This window comes from Actinoplanes couchii (assembly GCF_016862075.1).
Lineage (GTDB): Bacteria > Actinomycetota > Actinomycetes > Mycobacteriales > Micromonosporaceae > Actinoplanes > Actinoplanes couchii.
The window spans coordinates 1-15,845 of record NZ_BOMG01000056.1 but is presented as its reverse complement, the minus strand read 5'-3'; the positions used below and the strand labels follow the sequence as shown (position 1 = coordinate 15,845).

Here is a 15,845-nt window from a genome sequence, read left to right as displayed (position 1 = left end):
GTCACTCAGAGCGGCCGTTCGTTCTATCCACTGTCATCCATATAGGCAGTTCTGGGCACTGTTAAGACGATGTTCTTTTTCGGGCAGGCGTGACGGGTCTGGAGTGGACGAAGCCGGACCGCACGAAGTGGCGGCCACCGTCGGTGACCGCCACGTGCGCCGGGTTCGGGTTCGGGTCCGGGTTCGGTCAGAGGCGGTAGAACGTCACGTAGTGGTCCGGGGTGAAGTAGGCGGCCCGGGTGCTGCGGTTGACCACGATCCGGTACGCGTCCCGGGCGGCGCCGCGGGCACGGGGGTAGACGTCGTACTCGGAGTAGGTGGCCGACGGGAGCTGGCCCTCACGGTTGTAGAAGGTGCCGCCGGTGTAGTTGTAGTTGCCGTACGGCCAGGTGTACCAGCCGGCCGTGGTGGGCCAGCCGAGCGACTGCCAGCCGGTGAACGCGGTCCGGGCGGCCGAACAGCGGCTGATCGTGCAGCTGTTGTAGACGGCGGCCTGGGCCGCGTCGGTGGAGGCCGGCGCGACGATCGCGGGGGCGACGAGGGCGGTGCCGGAGAGGCCCACTACCAGGGCCAGGCCGGCGAGGAACCGGCCGATGCGGCTGATCATGATCGGACTCCCGATGTCGAGGAGAAAGTCTCTGACATCGACCATCGTCACTGCTTAACGCGCCCGGCGGTACCTCCCGACCGCATCATTCCATCGGCGTTCGCCGATGCTTTACCGGCCGGGCAGAAGCCAGAAGACCACCGCCCCGCCCCGCGTCGCGTCGCCCGCGTCGGCCCGGTCTGACGGCAGGCCTGGAGTGAGGGGTGGAATGCCGAGCCCCGGCGTTGCCGAGCCCCGGCGTTGCCGAGCCCCGGCGTTGCCGAGGCTCGGGTTGGGATGGTGGGGCCAAGGGCCGGGCCCGATTCGGGCTGGCTGCGGTGAGGGTTGGGCTGGTGGGGGCCAAGAGCGGGGCCCGGATCGGGCTGGCTGCGGTGAGGGTTGGGCTGGTGGGGGCCAAGAGCGGGGCCCGCGTCGGGCTGGCAGGAGCCAGGGTTGGGCTGAGGTGAAGGAGGGGCCGCCCCCGCAGCCGAAGCCCGCGGCCTCGGCCGCGAGTTGGCGGTGGGTGACCGGCGCCTGGGTGGCGCCGGGAGGGGGCCTACTTGCCCAGGTCGTTGACCCAGCCGACGTAGTCGTCTTCCTTACCGGAGCGGCGGCCCCGCTGGGCGGGGATCGGGGGCCGGGTGGGCTGGGGCTGGGCGCTTGCCGGAGCGTGGTCGGGGTGTGGGGTGAAACCGTTGAACGAACCGGTGTCTCCGGTCAGGGCTCCGGACGGTGTGTCGGTCTGCTGCGGCTCGGGGGCGTTGCGGCGGGTTCGCCAGCCGCGCCGTAGGCCTCCGGAGGCCTTGGCCGGCTGTTGTCCGGAGAAACGCGGCTCGGCCTCCGGGCCGCCTACCTGCGCCGGAGCCAGGCCGGCCACCTGGGCCGGGATCGCGGGCGGGGCGGCGAACTGTGCCGAGTGCTGGCCGGGTGCTGGGTGCTGCCCCGGTGCTGGGTGCTGGCCGGATCCCTGGCGCTGCCCCGACGTTGGGTGCTGGCCGGATCCCTGGCGTTGGCCGGGCGTCGGCTGCTGGCCGGGGTTCTGGCGCTGCCCGGACGTCGGGTGTTGTCCAGATGTCGGGTGCTGGCCGGTCGGGTGCTGGCCGGTTGAGTGCTGGCCGGGGGTTGGCTGCTGGCCTGGTCCCGGGCGCTGGCCGGAGGGCTGGTGCTGAGCCTGTCCGGAGGTCTGGTGCTGGCCCTGGCCGGGAGTCTGATGCTGGCCCTGGCCGGGCGGTGGGACCTGGGCGTGGGCTCCGGTGTTCTGGTGGAACGGGGTGCCGTTGCCTGTTGCGAAGGGTGAGGACGGGTGCTCGGCCAAGTCCTGCAGCGGGTGGGGGCGGTGGTCGCCGAGAGGGAGAACGCCGGTGTCGGAGGGGCGCAGCTGGTCCTCGGGGCGCATCGCGGCGGCGGCCGCGGCCTGGGCGATCGCGGACTGGTGGGGCACGTCGCGGCGCGGGAGGCTGGCGCGGCCGGTGGCAGCCTCGGGCTTCGGCCCGGCGGACGGATCGTGCCCGGACGTGTGCCCGGACTCGGGATTGCTGCCCGTCGGCGAGCCGCCTGCCGGGAAGTCACTCGACTGGGCGCTGTTGGCGGAGTTGCCGCTCGCCGCGGTGCCGCTCGCCGCGGTGCCGCTCGCGGTGCCACCTGCGAAGTTGCCGCTCGCGGAGCCACCCGTGGAGTTGCCGCTTGCGGTGCTACCCGTGGAGTTGCCGCCTGCGGTGCCACCCATGGAGTTGCCGCTCGCGGAGCCACTTGCGGAGCTGCCGCTGGAGGCGCCGCCTGCTGCGGCGTCACCTGCCGCGGTGTCGTTCGCGGGGTTGTTCTCCGGAGTGCCGGTCGCTGAGGCGCCGCCCGGGGAGGTGTTGCCTGCGGGGGCGCTGCGGAGGATGGCTGCCAGTACCAAACCCAGGACTCCGGCGCCGCTCGCGGTCATCGCCGCCCAGTACGGGGTCAACTCGAAACCGGCGGCTGAGCCGGGGCCGGCGATCAGGTGGGCCAGGGTCAGCAGGGCCGGGCCGGTCAGTCCGCTGAGGGCGACCGCCAGGGTCGACATCCGCCGGCCGCGGGCGATCCAGCCGATGATCAGGCCGGTGAGCAGGGCGATCGCCGGCATGGTCGCGAACGGGGTGTGCTCGGCGACGGCGGCGGGGATGAAATCGCCCTCCAGCACGCCGAGGCGCACGGTGGGGGCGGTGCCGCCGGACTTCAGCGACGGCGCCACCGAGATCAGCGCGACAGCCCAGACAGTGACGCTCAGGGTGGCCAGGCTCCAGCGGGCCGCGGCCCGGGCGGCGGCCGCGTAGGCGGCGAAGATGCCGAGCGCGGCGCCGAGGACGGTGCAGATGCCGATGATCAGGGCCGGCTGCACCCCGGTGACCTGGGCCTCCCGGGCCGGCTGGACGGTCAGCGGCAGCACGGCGAGGGCGCCGATCCCGGCGGCCAGGCCGATCCCGAGCGCGCCGCCGGAGGCGACCGGCCGGGGCGACCAGCGGGGCCGGAGCATGGTGGCGACCACGGCTCCGAGAGCCGCCGCCGTCATCGTGATCCAGGCGATCCAGGCGAGTTGTGCTGTCCACTGATCACGCTGGGTGATTTCCAAAGTCTGGTCGAACCGCACCATGCCGAGCCCGTAGGCGACACCCAGCTGACCTGCCCCGATCACCGCGGCGGCCGTGACGGTGGCGGCAAGTAGCTTCAGCCAGCTCCGAAATGCCATGCCGGGCACGTTACGGAATGTTCCGCATGATGCGCCAGTCCGGGGTCCGCTTCTTAAGGCAGCCTAAAGTCGGCAACTGTGGGTATCGATTCACATCAATTAAAAACGGTCACACAGGGTGACCCGTGGGCACCGTACGAGCTACTTGCCAGATTCGTCGTCCAGAGTGGACACTATCGCGCACGGACAACGGGTCCGTCGGGTCGCGCCAAACCTTGCCACCGTGTTCTTCGAGGTCGCGGGACGGAACTCTCACATAGTGGTTGGAAAAGTGATGTTGCGCGGTGACCGTGGCATCACGGACCGTCGTCCGTGATGTATTCGCGCACGTCAACCTTGGGAGCGCGTCCACAGTGCCGTCGCGCGCGCACTTATCATCCGGACAGCCGAGCCTTTTCCGGGAGGATCGAGACTTCCCAAAAGGCCTGCGGTTCTGATGAAATCGCCGCCGTGCCGGAAACGGCGCGGGCCTTGCCGCGGATTCCGGAGGTGGTCGGACCGTGGCCGCCGATGGGCCGGCTCCTGCTGTGGTGCGGAGCGGGATCGACCGCGAAGGAGAAGTCGTGAGCACGGGATCCCCCGCCCTGGCCGCACGACCCGCACGACGGGGTGGTCTGCGACTGCGCGGGAAGATCGCCGGCCTGCTGCTCCTGCCGCTGACCGCGGTGTTCGGCCTGGCCTCGATGCGGATGCTCGAGGTCACCAGGGAGTCGACCGCCGCCGACCGGGTGGTCCGCCTCGCCGAGCTCGGCACCGAACTGTCCGACCTGGGCCGGCTGCTGCACGACGAACGGATGGCCGCCGCCGAGTTCCTGTCCGGGCCGAACCGGCCGGGCACCGGGTACCAGGAAGCGATCAAGGCGGTGGACACCCAGATCGCGGTGGTCCGGGCCGATCGTGCCGAGATCACCGGAGTGCCCCGGCGGATCGAGAGCCGGCTCGTCATCGTCGACCGCCAGCTCGCCACCCTGACCGCGCTGCGTACCGGGGTCGGCAAGCGCACCGGCACCAGCCTCGCCGAGGCGACCGGCTCGTACGGCGGGATCCTGGGCAGTCTGACCGATTATGAATCCCTGCTCAGTCTGGAGGCCGCCCGCGGCCCGGTCGCCGACGGCCTGAGCGCGCTCGCCGCGTTCAACGTGCTGGAGGCCGCCGCCGCCGACCAGGCCGCCATCGCCTACACGATCCGGGCCACCGGTGACTTCGGCGCCGACCGGCAGCGGCAGCTGATCGCCGCGCAGGTCACCCGGGCCGGCGCGCTCACCGGCTTCCGCGCGGTCGCCACCGACGAGCAGGCCGATCTCGCCGACGCGGCCCTCGGTGACCCCGCGGTGCAGCGCGCCGACGAGGTGTCGGCCCGGCTCAGCGCCGCGCAGGCGGTCAGCCCGGCCGAGGTGACCGACGCGTTCGGCGACCTGCTGGCGCTGCTCCGCGGCACCGAGCGGGAACTCGAGGAACAGGTCGTCGAGGTCGCGAAGCAGGAGAAGACGGCGACCGCCCGGCTGGCCACCATCGAGTTCATCGGCATCCTGCTGATCGTGATCGCGGCCGTCGCCCTCGGCTTCTACCTGGGCCGGGCGCTGCTGCTCGCGGTCCGCCGGCTGCGGGAGGGCGCGCTCGGCGTGGCCAACCGGGACCTGCCGGTCGCGGTCGGCCTGCTGCACGACGTCGAGGGCTTCAACGAGGGCGGCGTGGAACGGATCGTCGCGCAGACCCGGGATCCGATCCCGGTCGTCGACCGGGACGAGTTCGGCGAGGTCGCCGAGGCCTTCAACATGGTGCACCGGGAGGCCATCCGGATCGCCGCCGAACAGGCCGCCATGCGCACCAGCATGTCCACCATGTTCCTCAGCCTGGCCCGGCGCAGCCAGAACCTGGTCGACCGGATGATCGGCGAACTCGACCAGATCGAGCGGATGGAGGAGGACCCGAAGCGGCTGGCCCGCCTCTTCGAACTCGACCACCTCGCCACCCGGATGCGCCGCAACGACGAGAACCTGCTGGTCCTGGCCGGCGCCGAGGTAGGTACGCCGCGGCGGGAGGACGCCCTGGTCGTCGACGTGCTGCGGGCCGCCCAGTCCGAGGTGGAGCTCTACCACCGGATCGAGTTCGGCACCGTCGACACCGACGTGCTGGTCGCCGCGGCCGCCGTCAACGACGTGGTCCGCCTGGTCGCCGAACTGCTCGACAACTCCACCCGGTTCTCCGCGCCGGAGACCGTGGTGATGGCACACGGCGCCCGCTCCGGCGACCGGGCGGTGATCCGGGTCGAGGACCGTGGCCTGGGTATCAACCCGGACCAGCTGGACCAGCTGAACCGGCGGCTGTCCGAGCCCACCGAGGTGGACGCCTCCGCGTTCCGGCTGATGGGCTTCGCGGTGGTGGCCCGGCTCGCGGCCCGGCACGGCATCCGCGTCGAGCTGCGCCCCGGCGCCGACGGTGGCACCAGCGCCGAGATCATCCTGCCCGCCGACATCGTGGTCGCCTCCGGCACCGAGAACGCCGGCGCGGCGCCCGGGCGGGCGGCGACCTGGACCCGGCCCGGCCCGCCGCCGGTGGGTGCGGCCCGCAACGCGGAGGTACGCCCACCGGTCCGCGCCGTCCCGCCGCCGATGCAACCGGCGTACCGGCCGAAGCCCCAGGTCAGCACGCCGATGTCCGAACTGGACCTGACTCCGACCCCGGACCGGCCCAAGCTGCCCACCCGCGTACCGCAGCAGGTGGTGGAGAACGAACCGCAACCACCGGCTCCCGCGCCGGCCGCGCCGGAGACCGCGCCCGTCACCGGCCTCGCGCCGCCTGCCGCACCGGCCGCGCCCGGCACACCGATCCAGGTCGAGATGCAGGAGACCTGGTTCGCGGGCGAGGCGGAGACCGGTGGGTGGAACGGCATGCCGACGGCCGGGTACGCGCCGCCCGGCACCGCGGCCCGGAAGGAGAAGGCGCAGGCGCAGGCCACCCGCACCGTGCCGAAGCCGCGCCGGGCCGGTGACGAACGCTGGCGGACCGCCGCCGACGAGGGGTGGAGCCTGGCCCGCGCGGCGTCCGATCCCAAGGACGCCGGCACCACCCGATCCGGGCTGCCGAAGCGGATTCCCCAGGCCCAGCTAGTACCCGGTGGGGTGGAATCCACCCCGCGGGCGCAACACCGTCGCAATCCCGATGAGGTTCGCGGGCTACTTTCCGCGTATCACCGAGGAGTGCAACGAGGGCGGACCGACGGCGTTGCCGAAGCCGCCGCCACGGCGACAAAGCCTCCCAAGGAGAACGATCAGTGACCACGCTCCCCACCATGCAGGACATGGGCTGGCTGCTCAGCAACTTCGCGGACAGCGTCGGCGGTATCGCCCACGTGGTCGCGGTCTCGGCAGACGGCATACTTCTGGCCTCGTCCCGGGACCTGCCGGCCGACCGCGCCGACCAGTTGGCCGCCATCACCTGCGGCGTGGTCAGCCTCACCGACGGCGCGTCCCGGATGTTCAACGCCGGAACCGTGCAGCAGACCATCATCGAAATGGACAGCGGCTATCTTTTCCTGATGTCCATCAGCGACGGTTCCTCGATGGCGGTCCTGGCGGCGCGCAACGCGGACGTCGGCCAGGTCGGCTACGAGATGGCTCTGCTGGTGGAGCGTGTCGGGGCGGCCCTGTCGCCCGAGGCACGTCAGGCCGTCAGCAGCCACTAGGCACCGGGGGCGCAGCACGCCCCCGGTGGAGACGAGGTGACCGCGCATGACCGAGCCGCACGATCCACGGGGCAACCTGGTGCGGCCGTACGCGGTCACCCGCGGCCGGACCGAACCGATCCGGGACATCCCGATCGAAGCGGTCCTGCTCGCGGGACCGGAGGCCGTGCAGGAGTCACGGTTCGCCGGGCACGACAAATACCGCATCGCCGTGCTGTGCGAGCCCAAAGCACTATCGCTCGCCGAACTCGCGGCGCTCACCCGGTTGCCGTTGGGGGTTACCCGGGTGCTCGTCGCCGACATGGTCGCCGACGGGTTGCTTCAGTTGCACAGTGCCGCTCCGAAGACCGGGTTCACGGAGCGGATGGACATGCTGGGAAGGGTGTTGGGTGGACTTCGCAAGCTCTGATGGGGCGCGATCGCATCCCACCGAGATCACCTCCGCGAAGATCGTCGTCGCGGGTGGCTTCGGCGTGGGGAAGACGACTCTGGTCGGGGCGGTCTCCGAGATCGAGCCGCTCACCACCGAGGCGGTGATGACCGTGGCCGGCGCCGGGATCGACGACGCCTCCAAGGTGCCGGGCAAGGGCAGCACCACGGTGGCGATGGACTTCGGCCGGATAACCATGGCCGACGACCTGATCCTCTACCTGTTCGGCACCCCGGGACAGACCCGGTTCTGGTTCATGTGGGACGAGCTGATCCGGGGCGCCGTCGGGGCTGCGGTGCTCGTCGACACCAGGCGTCTCAACGACGCGTTCGCGCCGCTGGACTACTTCGAGAACCGGCACCTGCCGTACCTCGTCGCGGTCAACTGCTTCGACGGCGCGCCACGGTACGAGCCGGAGGAGGTGCGCGAGGCACTCGCCATCCCGGCCCGGGTTCCGTTGCTGATGTGCGACGCCCGGCATCGTGATTCGGTGAAGGCTGTACTGATCGGGGTGGTCGAGCATGCGATGGCGACCTTGGTCACCGAACACGGGCAGGTCGCACCGGTCGGCTAGTCCGGCCCGGCGGATCCCCCGCCGACGGGGGAACACCTTCCCGGACCTGGACATCCGGACCAGCCGTCTCCTGCTGCGCGAGCTGCGGGAGACGGACGTGCCCGAGGTCGTCGCCGGGGCCTCCGACGAGGTCACCCAGCGATGGCTGCCGTTGCCGTGGCCGTACACCGAACACCACGCGACGATGTTCGTCACCCGGCTGGCCCCGGCGATGCGGGTCAGTGGGCACGGCACGGTCCGGGCACTGGAGTACGACGGGAACTTCGCCGGTGTGATCGACCTCAAGCGCACCGACTGGACGGCCCGGGTCACCGAGATCGGGTACTGGACCATGCCCGGGTTCCGGGGTCTCGGGCTGACCACCGAGGCGGCCTCCGCGATCACCCGGTGGGCGCTGGCGGATCTCGGGTTCGAACGGGTCGAGTTACGCGTACCGCCGGAGAATCGGGCTTCCAACCGGGTCGCGGTGAAGTCCGGCTTCGCGCTGGAGGGGATCCTGCGCAACGCGGGACAGATCCGGGCCGGGCGGGTGGACCTGGCGGTCTACTCCCGGATCCGCGCGGACCTCACGGAATAGGGATCCGGTACCCGCGTTTCACCACGGTCTGCACCACCCCGGGCAGGGCCAGCCCGGCCCGCAGCCGGGCCACCGCCATCTCGACCGCGTGCTCGTCGGCGCCCCGCGGCAGCGCCTGCAGCAGCGCGGCCCGGGACAGCACCCGGCCGGGGGAGTTGGCCAGCGCCCGCAGCACCGCCATCGGTGCCGGGGCCAGCGGCCGCAACTCGCCGTCGACCACGGCGGCATGCCCGCGCAGGACGATGGTGTGCCCGGAGAGCTGCAGCGACACGGCCCGCCGGGGGAGTTCGTCGACGATGGTGCGGACCAGGGCGCTCAACCGGGCCCGGGGCGGCGCCGCCACCGGGATGCCCTGCCGGCGCAGCGGCGCCGAGGTGACCGGTCCCACACAGGCGGCCAGCACGTCGTCGCGGAACGCCTCGAGCAGCGCGTCGGTGCCGGTCCCGGCGGCGCGGAGCACCGCCTGCACGGCGGCGGCCGAGGTGAACGTCACCGCGTCCACCATCCGGCCCAGGACCAGATCGACCAGGCGGTGCAGCGGCGCCGGATCGGTCGGCGGCGCCCACCGGTAGACCGGCAGCTCGATGACCCGGGCGCCGGCCGACACCAGCGCCTCGGTGTACTCCGGCTGACTCTCGCCGTGCAGCTGCATCGCCACCGTCCGGCCGCGCAGGCCCCGGGCGGTCAGGTGCTCGACGACCTCCTCGTAGCCCTCACCGTCCGGCGACCACTTGTCGTGCAGGCCGGCGGCCCGGACCGCGGCACGCGCCTTCGGGCCACGGGCGACCAGGTAGGCCCGGGAGAGCACCGACCGCAGCGGATCGGCCAGTCCCCAGCCGTCCGCCGCCTCCAGCCAGCCGCGCATCTTGATCCCGGTGTTGACGAGCACGATGTCGGGTGGGCTGTCCAGGCAGGCCCGGGTGGCGGCGCGCAGTTCGGCGTCGTCGGAGATCGGGACGATGCGCAGGGCGGGGGCGATCACCACCCGGGCGCCGCGGGCCTCCAGCAGGGTGGCCAGCTCGTCCTTGCGGCGGTCCGCGGTCACGCCGATGGTGTAGCCGGACAGCGCCGCCGACGGATCGGCCAGGGCGGCGGCGGTCAGGCGTGCCGCCGTCATTCTTTCCCGTCCGGACCAGGTCCGTTCGTTCCCTCCGGACCAGGTCCGTTCTTCCCCTCCGGACCCGGTCTGTTCTTTCCCTCCGGGCCCGGTCCGTTCGGACCGAGAAGTCGCGGCGTGGCCGAACGGTCCACCGAAGGGCACGCTCGAAGCCCGCCGTCCTCAGCGTCGACCCGCTCCCATGTCACGCCTGCGTTCTTCGCCATGCCTCCGTCCGGGGCACGCCGCGACTTCTCCGCATCGGACCGGCTCGCCGGCCCGGTGCACACCGTCAGGTCCGTCCTCAACCCTGACGGCTGTCTCACCACGGTGCGCCGTGACATCATCAGGTGCGCACCGTTGGTCATGCCCGAAGACTGCCGGGGTGGAATTTCCGCCGGACGTCCCATTTGTTTCGAGCCTGCTAAGGTTCAGGCCTGCTTATTCCGGCGGTACGGGGGATCGCGACCCGCTGTGGTCGCTCCTGGGCGCAGGGGTATGCTTGCCTCGTTTGGCGTACTACCAGGGCTGAGGGTTTGCAACCAGAACCTTCGCCGGGTTCTCTGTGCCCCGAACACCGCTCTGTTTTGACCACGCGTCGCGCGGCCGGGTATCGTTGCCTGCTGTTGTGCGCCGAGTTGGTCCCTCTGTGGGGTTTGCGGCTTGCACGCGCCTCCCAGTCCGACGACGAGACAAGGTAATTCTGTGCGTACGTACAGCCCGAAGCCGGGTGAGATCGAGCGTCAGTGGCACATTATCGACGCTTCTGACGTCGTTCTGGGTCGCCTGGCCACCCACACCGCGAACCTGCTGCGTGGCAAGCACAAGCCCCAGTTCGCCCCGCACGTCGACACCGGCGACTTCGTTGTGATCATCAACGCCGGCAAGGTCGCCCTGACCGGCAACAAGCGGCAGACCAAGGTCGCCTACCGCCACTCCGGTTACCCGGGTGGTCTGAAGCAGGTCGGCTACGAGGAGCTGCTCACCAAGCGCCCCGAGAAGGCGATCGAGCTGGCCGTCAAGGGCATGCTCCCGCACAACAAGCTCGCGCGGCAGATCATCAAGAAGCTGAAGGTGTACCCGGGCGCCGAGCACCCGCACGCCGCCCAGCAGCCGCAGCCGTTCGAAATCAAGCAGATCGCGCAGTGAGCGCGGGAGAAGGCAGCAGCATGACTGACATCATCGAGCCCGAGGTCGTCGAGACCGTCGAGGAGCCCGCTGAGACGGTCGTCGTCGTCGAGGAGACGGCAGCGGCGCCGGCCCCGGTCCGCGCCCCGCGCCCCGGTGACCGTCCCGTTCAGACCGTTGGCCGCCGCAAGGAGGCCATCGTCCGGGTGCGCCTCGTGCCCGGCACCGGCAAGATCACCTGCAACGGCCGTGACCTGGAGAACTACTTCCCCAGCAAGGTCAACCAGCAGCTGATCCGCGAGCCGCTGGTGACCGCCGAGCGCGCCGAGCAGTTCGACGTCTTCGCGAACCTGCGTGGCGGTGGCATCACCGGCCAGGCCGGTGCGCTCCGTCTCGCCATCGCCCGCGCGCTCATCGCGGTCGAGCCGGACGACCGTCCCGCGCTGAAGAAGGCCGGCTTCCTGACCCGTGACGCCCGCGTCAAGGAGAGCAAGAAGTACGGTCTCAAGAAGGCCCGTAAGGCCCCGCAGTACTCGAAGCGCTGATCTTGCGCTAGGCCTTCCTTGGTCTCGAATCGACGGCCGAGTGTGTCCCTCGTACGAGGGATGTGCTCGGCCGTCGATGTTTGCTCTGTTTTTATGCAGTCCATCCCTCCCCAACTAGCCGTTCCGGTACTCGTGGCCAGCCGAACGCTGATGCAGGCTTGAGGTCGCATTTACCGGCGAAAGGAAGCCGCCATGGGGCGACTCTTCGGCACAGACGGCGTTCGCGGCCTCGCGAACGGCGATCTGCTCACCCCTGAACTCGCCCTGTCGGTCGCTGTCGCGGCTGCCCGGGTTCTCGTCGAGAGCGACGGCAGTCATCCGCCGCTCGCGATCGTGGGCCGTGATCCGCGGGCCAGCGGCGAGATGCTGGAGGCCGCGGTCGTCGCCGGCCTGACCAGCGCGGGGGCCAACGTGGTGCGGGTCGGTGTGCTTCCCACGCCGGCGGTCGCGTACCTCGTCGGGCAGACCAATGCCGATCTCGGAGTGATGATCTCCGCGTCGCACAACCCCATGGCCGACAACGGCATCAAGCTCTTCGCCGCCGGTGGCGCCAAGCTCCCGGACGAGCTGGAACAGGCCATCGAGCAGGCGATCGAGGACGGGCACGGGCTGGTCGGCCGGCCCACCGGCGCCGGCATCGGCCGGGTCAACGACCTGCTGGACGGCGCCGAGCACTACATCAAGCACCTGGTCGACTCGATCCCGCACCGGCTCGACGGCATCAAGGTCGTCGTCGACTGCGCGAACGGCGCGGCCAGCGAGGTCGGGCCGGTGGCGTACCGGGAGGCCGGCGCCGAGGTCATCGCCATCCACGCCGAGCCGGACGGGCTCAACATCAACCTGGACTGCGGCTCCACCCACCTGGAGGCGGTCCGTGAGGCAGTCCTCCGCGAGGGCGCCGACCTGGGCCTGGCCCACGACGGCGACGCCGACCGCTGCCTGGCCGTCACCGCCGCCGGTGACGTCGTCGACGGTGACCAGATGATGGCGATCCTGGCCCTGGCCATGCGGGACGCCGGCACCCTCACCGACGACACCCTGGTCGCCACCGTGATGAGCAACCTCGGGCTGCGGATCGCGATGAAGCAGTCCGGGATCAAGCTCCTGGAGACCAAGGTCGGCGACCGGTACGTGCTGGAGGAACTGGCCAGCGGCGACCTCGCCCTCGGCGGCGAGCAGAGCGGGCACATCGTGATGCCGGCCTTCGCCACCACCGGCGACGGCGTGCTCACCGGCCTGCACCTGATGGCCCAGCTCTCGGCGACCGGCAAGTCCCTCGCCGACCTGGCCGCCGTCGTGCACAAGCTGCCCCAGGTGCTGATCAACGTGCGGGTGGGCGACCGGGCTGCCGGTGCCTCCGCGCCGACCGTGCAGGCCGCCGTCGCGCTCGCCGAGAACGAGCTGGGCGAGACCGGCCGGGTGCTGCTCCGGCCGTCCGGCACCGAACCGCTGGTCCGGGTAATGGTCGAGGCCGCCACCGAGGACCAGGCGCGGTCCGTCGCCGAGCGGATCGCCGAAGAGGTGCGGTCGGCCAGCCCGGCCTGACGGTCTTTGTCTGACGGTCTTTTTAGAAGGCCGGTCTCCGTTTTCTGGAGGCCGGCCTTCTTTATTGCCTTTTCCTTATTGCAGTACGAGCTTGTAGCAGTTCGCCGTGGCCAGGGTGCCCTCGGCGCTGTGTTCGGCCACCTGCTCGCCGTCGACCGTCGTCCGGCAGCTGATCGCGCCGTCGCCGAGCCCGGCACGGATGGCCACCACGTACACCGCGGCCGGGCTGTTCATCTTGGTGGTGACCTTCCACGGCAGTTCGACACTGCCGAGCCGCTTCGGAGCGTTACCGGACTCGATGTAGACGATCTCGGCCGGGCCGTCGCCGGTTACCTCGTAGGTCACGCTGACCTCGGCGCCCACGCCGGGGATCCCGGTCGGCAGGTCGGTGGGCAGACCGGGAAGCTCCGGGAAACCGGTGGGCAGGCCGGGCAGCTCGGGGCCGTCGGTGGGCAGCGCCGGGAACGTCGGCTCCAGGATCGGGGCGGTGATCTCCGCCGCTTTCTCGGTGGCGCGGTCCACCAGGATCTTGCCGACCACCGCCACGCCGCCACAGAGCAGCAGGGTGATGGCCAGGACCAGGGCGATCATCGGGATCGCGCTCTTGCGCGGCGGCGGGGGCGGGGGCGGAGCGCCGTAGCCGGGCTGATAACCCGGGTCCGGTGGATTACCCGGATCCTGTGGATAGCCGGGGTTGTACGGCGGGGGCTGGGCCACGCCCGGCGTGTAGGCGTGTGGCTGGTACGGCCCCGGGCTCACCGGCGGGAACTCGGACGTCGGCGGATAGTCCGGGTTGTTGAACGTCGGCGGCCTGGGTGGCTGCCGGGGCTCGCTCGGATCGCTCATGTCTTCCTCCCGACGATTTCCCTACGGTACGCCCGGAGCGCACGCTCACCCGTACGGGTCAAAGCAGTTGACCGATCGTTCCGATCACAGCGGATGCTCAAAAGTGCACTTCCCGAGCATGACGTTTGAGCGAAAGTCGGTTAGGGTGGCCGTCATGTGTGGGATCGTGGGATACGTAGGAAGCCGACCGGCGCTCAACATCGTCATCGACGGGCTGCGCCGCCTGGAGTACCGCGGATATGACTCCGCGGGTGTCGCCATCATCGACAGCGGAGTGATCCAGACTGAGAAGAAAGCGGGCAAACTCGCCAACCTGGAGAAGGCGCTCGCCGAACGGGCCGCCGACGGCATCGGCACCGGCACCACCGGCATCGGCCACACCCGCTGGGCCACCCACGGCGGACCCACCGACCGCAACGCCCACCCGCACCTGTCCGCCGACGGCCGGATCGCCGTCATCCACAACGGCATCATCGAGAACTTCGCGCGCCTCCGCGCCGAGCTCGAGGCCGCCGGCATCGAGTTCCAGAGCGACACCGACACCGAGTGCGCGGCCCACCTGATCGCCGCCGAGATGCGCGCCCTCCGCGAGTCCGGCGCCCAGGACGGCCCGGCCCTGCTGGCCGAAGGCATGCGCCGGGTCGCCAACCGGCTCGAAGGCGCCTTCACCCTGCTCGCCACCGATGTGAACGTGCCCAACGCGGTGGTCGCCGCCCGCCGCAACTCGCCGCTGGTTGTCGGCCGTGGCAACGGGGAGAACTTCCTCGCCAGCGACGTCTCCGCCTTCATCGAGCACACCCGGGAAGCCGTCGAGCTCGGCCAGGACCAGATCGTCCTGATCACCCCGGAGGGCATCGAGATCACCGGCTTCGACGGCAGCCCCGCCGTCGGCAAGGAATACCACGTCGACTGGGACATGTCGGCCGCCGAGAAGGGCGGTTACGACTGGTTCATGCTGAAGGAGATCGCCGAGCAGCCCCAGGCGATCGCCGACACCCTGCTCGGCCGGCTCTCCGAGCGCGGCGAGATCATCCTGGACGAGGTGCGCCTCACCGACCAGGACCTGCGGGACGTGGACAAGGTCTTCATCGTCGCCTGCGGCACCGCGTACCACGCCGGCATGGTCGCGAAGTACGCCATCGAGCACTGGGTGCGGATCCCCTGCGAGGTGGAGCTGGCCAGTGAGTTCCGGTACCGCGACCCGATCCTGGACCGCTCCACCCTGGTGATCGCGATCAGCCAGTCCGGCGAGACGATGGACACGCTGATGGCGCTGCGGCACGCCAAGGAGCAGAAGGCCCGCGTGCTGGCCATCTGCAACACCAACGGCTCCACCATCCCACGCGAGTCCGACGCCGTCCTCTACACCCACGGTGGGCCGGAGATCGCCGTCGCCTCCACCAAGGCGTTCCTCACCCAGCTCGTCGCCTGCTACCTGATCGGCCTGCACCTGGCCCAGGTTCGCGGCGTGATGTACTCCGACGAGGTCGCCGCCGTCGTCGAGAAGCTCCAGGCCACCCCGGACAGCCTGCGTACGCTGCTCAGCCGGATGGACGACGTCCGCGCCCTCGGCCGGGACCTGCGGACCGCCTCCACCGTCCTGTTCATCGGCCGGCACGTCGGGTTCCCGGTGGCGCTGGAGGGCGCGCTCAAGCTCAAGGAACTCGCCTACATGCACGCCGAGGGCTTTGCCGCCGGTGAGCTCAAGCACGGCTCGATCTCGCTGATCGACGACGGCACCCCCGTGGTGTGCGTGGTGCCGTCGCCGGCCGGGCGCGGTGTCATGCGCGACAAGGTCGTCTCCAACATCCAGGAGGTCCGGGCCCGGGGCGCCCGCACCATCGTGATCGCCGAGGAGGGCGACGAGGACGTCCGGCAGTTCGCCGACCACCTCATCCAGGTGCCGCACACGCCGACCCTGCTCGCGCCGCTGATGACCACCGTGCCGCTGCAGATCCTCGCGTGCGAGATCGCCGCGGCCCGCGGGAACGACGTGGACCAGCCCCGCAACCTGGCCAAGTCGGTCACCGTCGAGTAATCCGCTTCGCCTCTGCTTCTCCTCTCCTCTGCTTCTCCTCTCTCCTCGGCGAGCCGCCGGCCCGGTCCTCGTGGACCGGCCC

Annotated in this window: 13 protein-coding genes; 9 read left to right on the top strand and 4 right to left on the bottom strand. The window is 70.9% G+C overall.

Features of this window, described 5'->3' with window-relative positions; translation table 11 throughout:
- Nucleotides 1-187 precede the first annotated feature (187 nt).
- Both Aco03nite_RS22410 and Aco03nite_RS22405 read right to left on the bottom strand, forming a co-directional pair.
- Nucleotides 188-652 (bottom strand): ribonuclease domain-containing protein, encoded by a 465-nt coding sequence (locus tag Aco03nite_RS22410; RefSeq protein ID WP_239145343.1) that lies wholly within the window; start codon nucleotides 650-652, stop codon nucleotides 188-190.
- A gap of 490 nt (nucleotides 653-1,142) precedes the next feature.
- Nucleotides 1,143-3,299, bottom strand: coding sequence for a hypothetical protein (locus Aco03nite_RS22405; protein WP_203797555.1), 2,157 nt, complete (start codon nucleotides 3,297-3,299; stop codon nucleotides 1,143-1,145).
- Nucleotides 3,300-3,862: 563 nt separating this feature from the next.
- Here Aco03nite_RS22405 and Aco03nite_RS22400 point away from each other — a divergent pair.
- Genes Aco03nite_RS22400 through Aco03nite_RS22380 form a run of 5 tightly spaced genes read left to right on the top strand, consistent with a single transcriptional unit; the run spans nucleotide 3,863 to nucleotide 8,565 of the window.
- Nucleotides 3,863-6,577, top strand: coding sequence for a sensor histidine kinase (locus tag Aco03nite_RS22400; protein ID WP_203797553.1), 2,715 nt, complete (start codon nucleotides 3,863-3,865; stop codon nucleotides 6,575-6,577).
- A gap of 14 nt (nucleotides 6,578-6,591) precedes the next feature.
- Nucleotides 6,592-6,984: a roadblock/LC7 domain-containing protein gene (locus Aco03nite_RS22395; protein ID WP_203797759.1), complete on the top strand. Its 393-nt coding sequence runs from the start codon at nucleotides 6,592-6,594 to the stop codon at nucleotides 6,982-6,984.
- Between the two features lie 46 nt (nucleotides 6,985-7,030).
- Nucleotides 7,031-7,393: a DUF742 domain-containing protein gene (locus Aco03nite_RS22390; RefSeq protein ID WP_203797551.1), complete on the top strand. Its 363-nt coding sequence runs from the start codon at nucleotides 7,031-7,033 to the stop codon at nucleotides 7,391-7,393.
- A complete protein-coding gene (locus Aco03nite_RS22385; RefSeq protein ID WP_203797549.1) occupies nucleotides 7,374-7,988 on the top strand; it encodes a GTP-binding protein in 615 nt (204 codons plus the stop codon). The genes Aco03nite_RS22390 and Aco03nite_RS22385 overlap by 20 nt, the downstream gene beginning before the upstream one ends.
- Nucleotides 7,936-8,565, top strand: a complete 630-nt coding sequence (locus Aco03nite_RS22380) for a GNAT family N-acetyltransferase (protein WP_203797547.1) — start codon at nucleotides 7,936-7,938, stop codon at nucleotides 8,563-8,565. The genes Aco03nite_RS22385 and Aco03nite_RS22380 overlap by 53 nt, the downstream gene beginning before the upstream one ends.
- Here the strand turns inward: Aco03nite_RS22380 and Aco03nite_RS22375 are convergent.
- Complete coding sequence (locus Aco03nite_RS22375; protein ID WP_203797545.1) at nucleotides 8,555-9,682, bottom strand: uroporphyrinogen-III synthase; 1,128 nt, start codon at nucleotides 9,680-9,682, stop codon at nucleotides 8,555-8,557. The genes Aco03nite_RS22380 and Aco03nite_RS22375 overlap by 11 nt on opposite strands.
- A gap of 684 nt (nucleotides 9,683-10,366) precedes the next feature.
- Here Aco03nite_RS22375 and rplM point away from each other — a divergent pair.
- From rplM to glmM, 3 genes are all read left to right on the top strand, one after another.
- Nucleotides 10,367-10,810: a 50S ribosomal protein L13 gene (rplM, locus tag Aco03nite_RS22370; RefSeq protein WP_203797543.1), complete on the top strand. Its 444-nt coding sequence runs from the start codon at nucleotides 10,367-10,369 to the stop codon at nucleotides 10,808-10,810.
- A gap of 20 nt (nucleotides 10,811-10,830) precedes the next feature.
- Entirely contained in the window at nucleotides 10,831-11,334 is a 504-nt protein-coding gene (gene rpsI, locus Aco03nite_RS22365; protein ID WP_203797541.1) for a 30S ribosomal protein S9, read from the top strand.
- A 192-nt stretch (nucleotides 11,335-11,526) separates the two neighbouring features.
- Nucleotides 11,527-12,879, top strand: coding sequence for a phosphoglucosamine mutase (gene glmM, locus Aco03nite_RS22360; protein ID WP_203797539.1), 1,353 nt, complete (start codon nucleotides 11,527-11,529; stop codon nucleotides 12,877-12,879).
- Nucleotides 12,880-12,954: 75 nt separating this feature from the next.
- On the opposite strand, the gene Aco03nite_RS22355 is transcribed toward glmM, so the two are convergent.
- Nucleotides 12,955-13,725, bottom strand: coding sequence for an MmpS family transport accessory protein (locus Aco03nite_RS22355; protein WP_203797538.1), 771 nt, complete (start codon nucleotides 13,723-13,725; stop codon nucleotides 12,955-12,957).
- 154 nt (nucleotides 13,726-13,879) lie between these two features.
- On the opposite strand from Aco03nite_RS22355, the gene glmS reads away from it, so the two are divergent.
- Nucleotides 13,880-15,763 carry a glutamine--fructose-6-phosphate transaminase (isomerizing) gene (gene glmS / locus Aco03nite_RS22350; RefSeq protein ID WP_203797537.1) on the top strand — a complete coding sequence of 628 codons (1,884 nt, stop codon included), beginning with the start codon at nucleotides 13,880-13,882 and terminating at the stop codon, nucleotides 15,761-15,763.
- Nucleotides 15,764-15,845 lie beyond the last annotated feature (82 nt).

Excerpts from the sequence above, each read along its gene's own strand:
- Aco03nite_RS22410 (WP_239145343.1), bottom strand. The coding sequence starts at position 652 with ATGGTCGATGTCAGAGACTTTCTCCTCGACATCGGGAGTCCGATCATG.
- Aco03nite_RS22405 (WP_203797555.1), bottom strand. The coding sequence starts at position 3,299 with ATGGCATTTCGGAGCTGGCTGAAGCTACTTGCCGCCACCGTCACGGCC.
- Aco03nite_RS22395 (WP_203797759.1), top strand. The coding sequence starts at position 6,592 with ATGCAGGACATGGGCTGGCTGCTCAGCAACTTCGCGGACAGCGTCGGC.
- Aco03nite_RS22390 (WP_203797551.1), top strand. The coding sequence starts at position 7,031 with ATGACCGAGCCGCACGATCCACGGGGCAACCTGGTGCGGCCGTACGCG.
- Aco03nite_RS22380 (WP_203797547.1), top strand. The coding sequence starts at position 7,936 with ATGCGATGGCGACCTTGGTCACCGAACACGGGCAGGTCGCACCGGTCG.
- Aco03nite_RS22375 (WP_203797545.1), bottom strand. The coding sequence starts at position 9,682 with ATGACGGCGGCACGCCTGACCGCCGCCGCCCTGGCCGATCCGTCGGCG.
- rpsI (WP_203797541.1), top strand. The coding sequence starts at position 10,831 with ATGACTGACATCATCGAGCCCGAGGTCGTCGAGACCGTCGAGGAGCCC.
- glmM (WP_203797539.1), top strand. The coding sequence starts at position 11,527 with ATGGGGCGACTCTTCGGCACAGACGGCGTTCGCGGCCTCGCGAACGGC.
- Aco03nite_RS22355 (WP_203797538.1), bottom strand. The coding sequence starts at position 13,725 with ATGAGCGATCCGAGCGAGCCCCGGCAGCCACCCAGGCCGCCGACGTTC.
- glmS (WP_203797537.1), top strand. The coding sequence starts at position 13,880 with ATGTGTGGGATCGTGGGATACGTAGGAAGCCGACCGGCGCTCAACATC.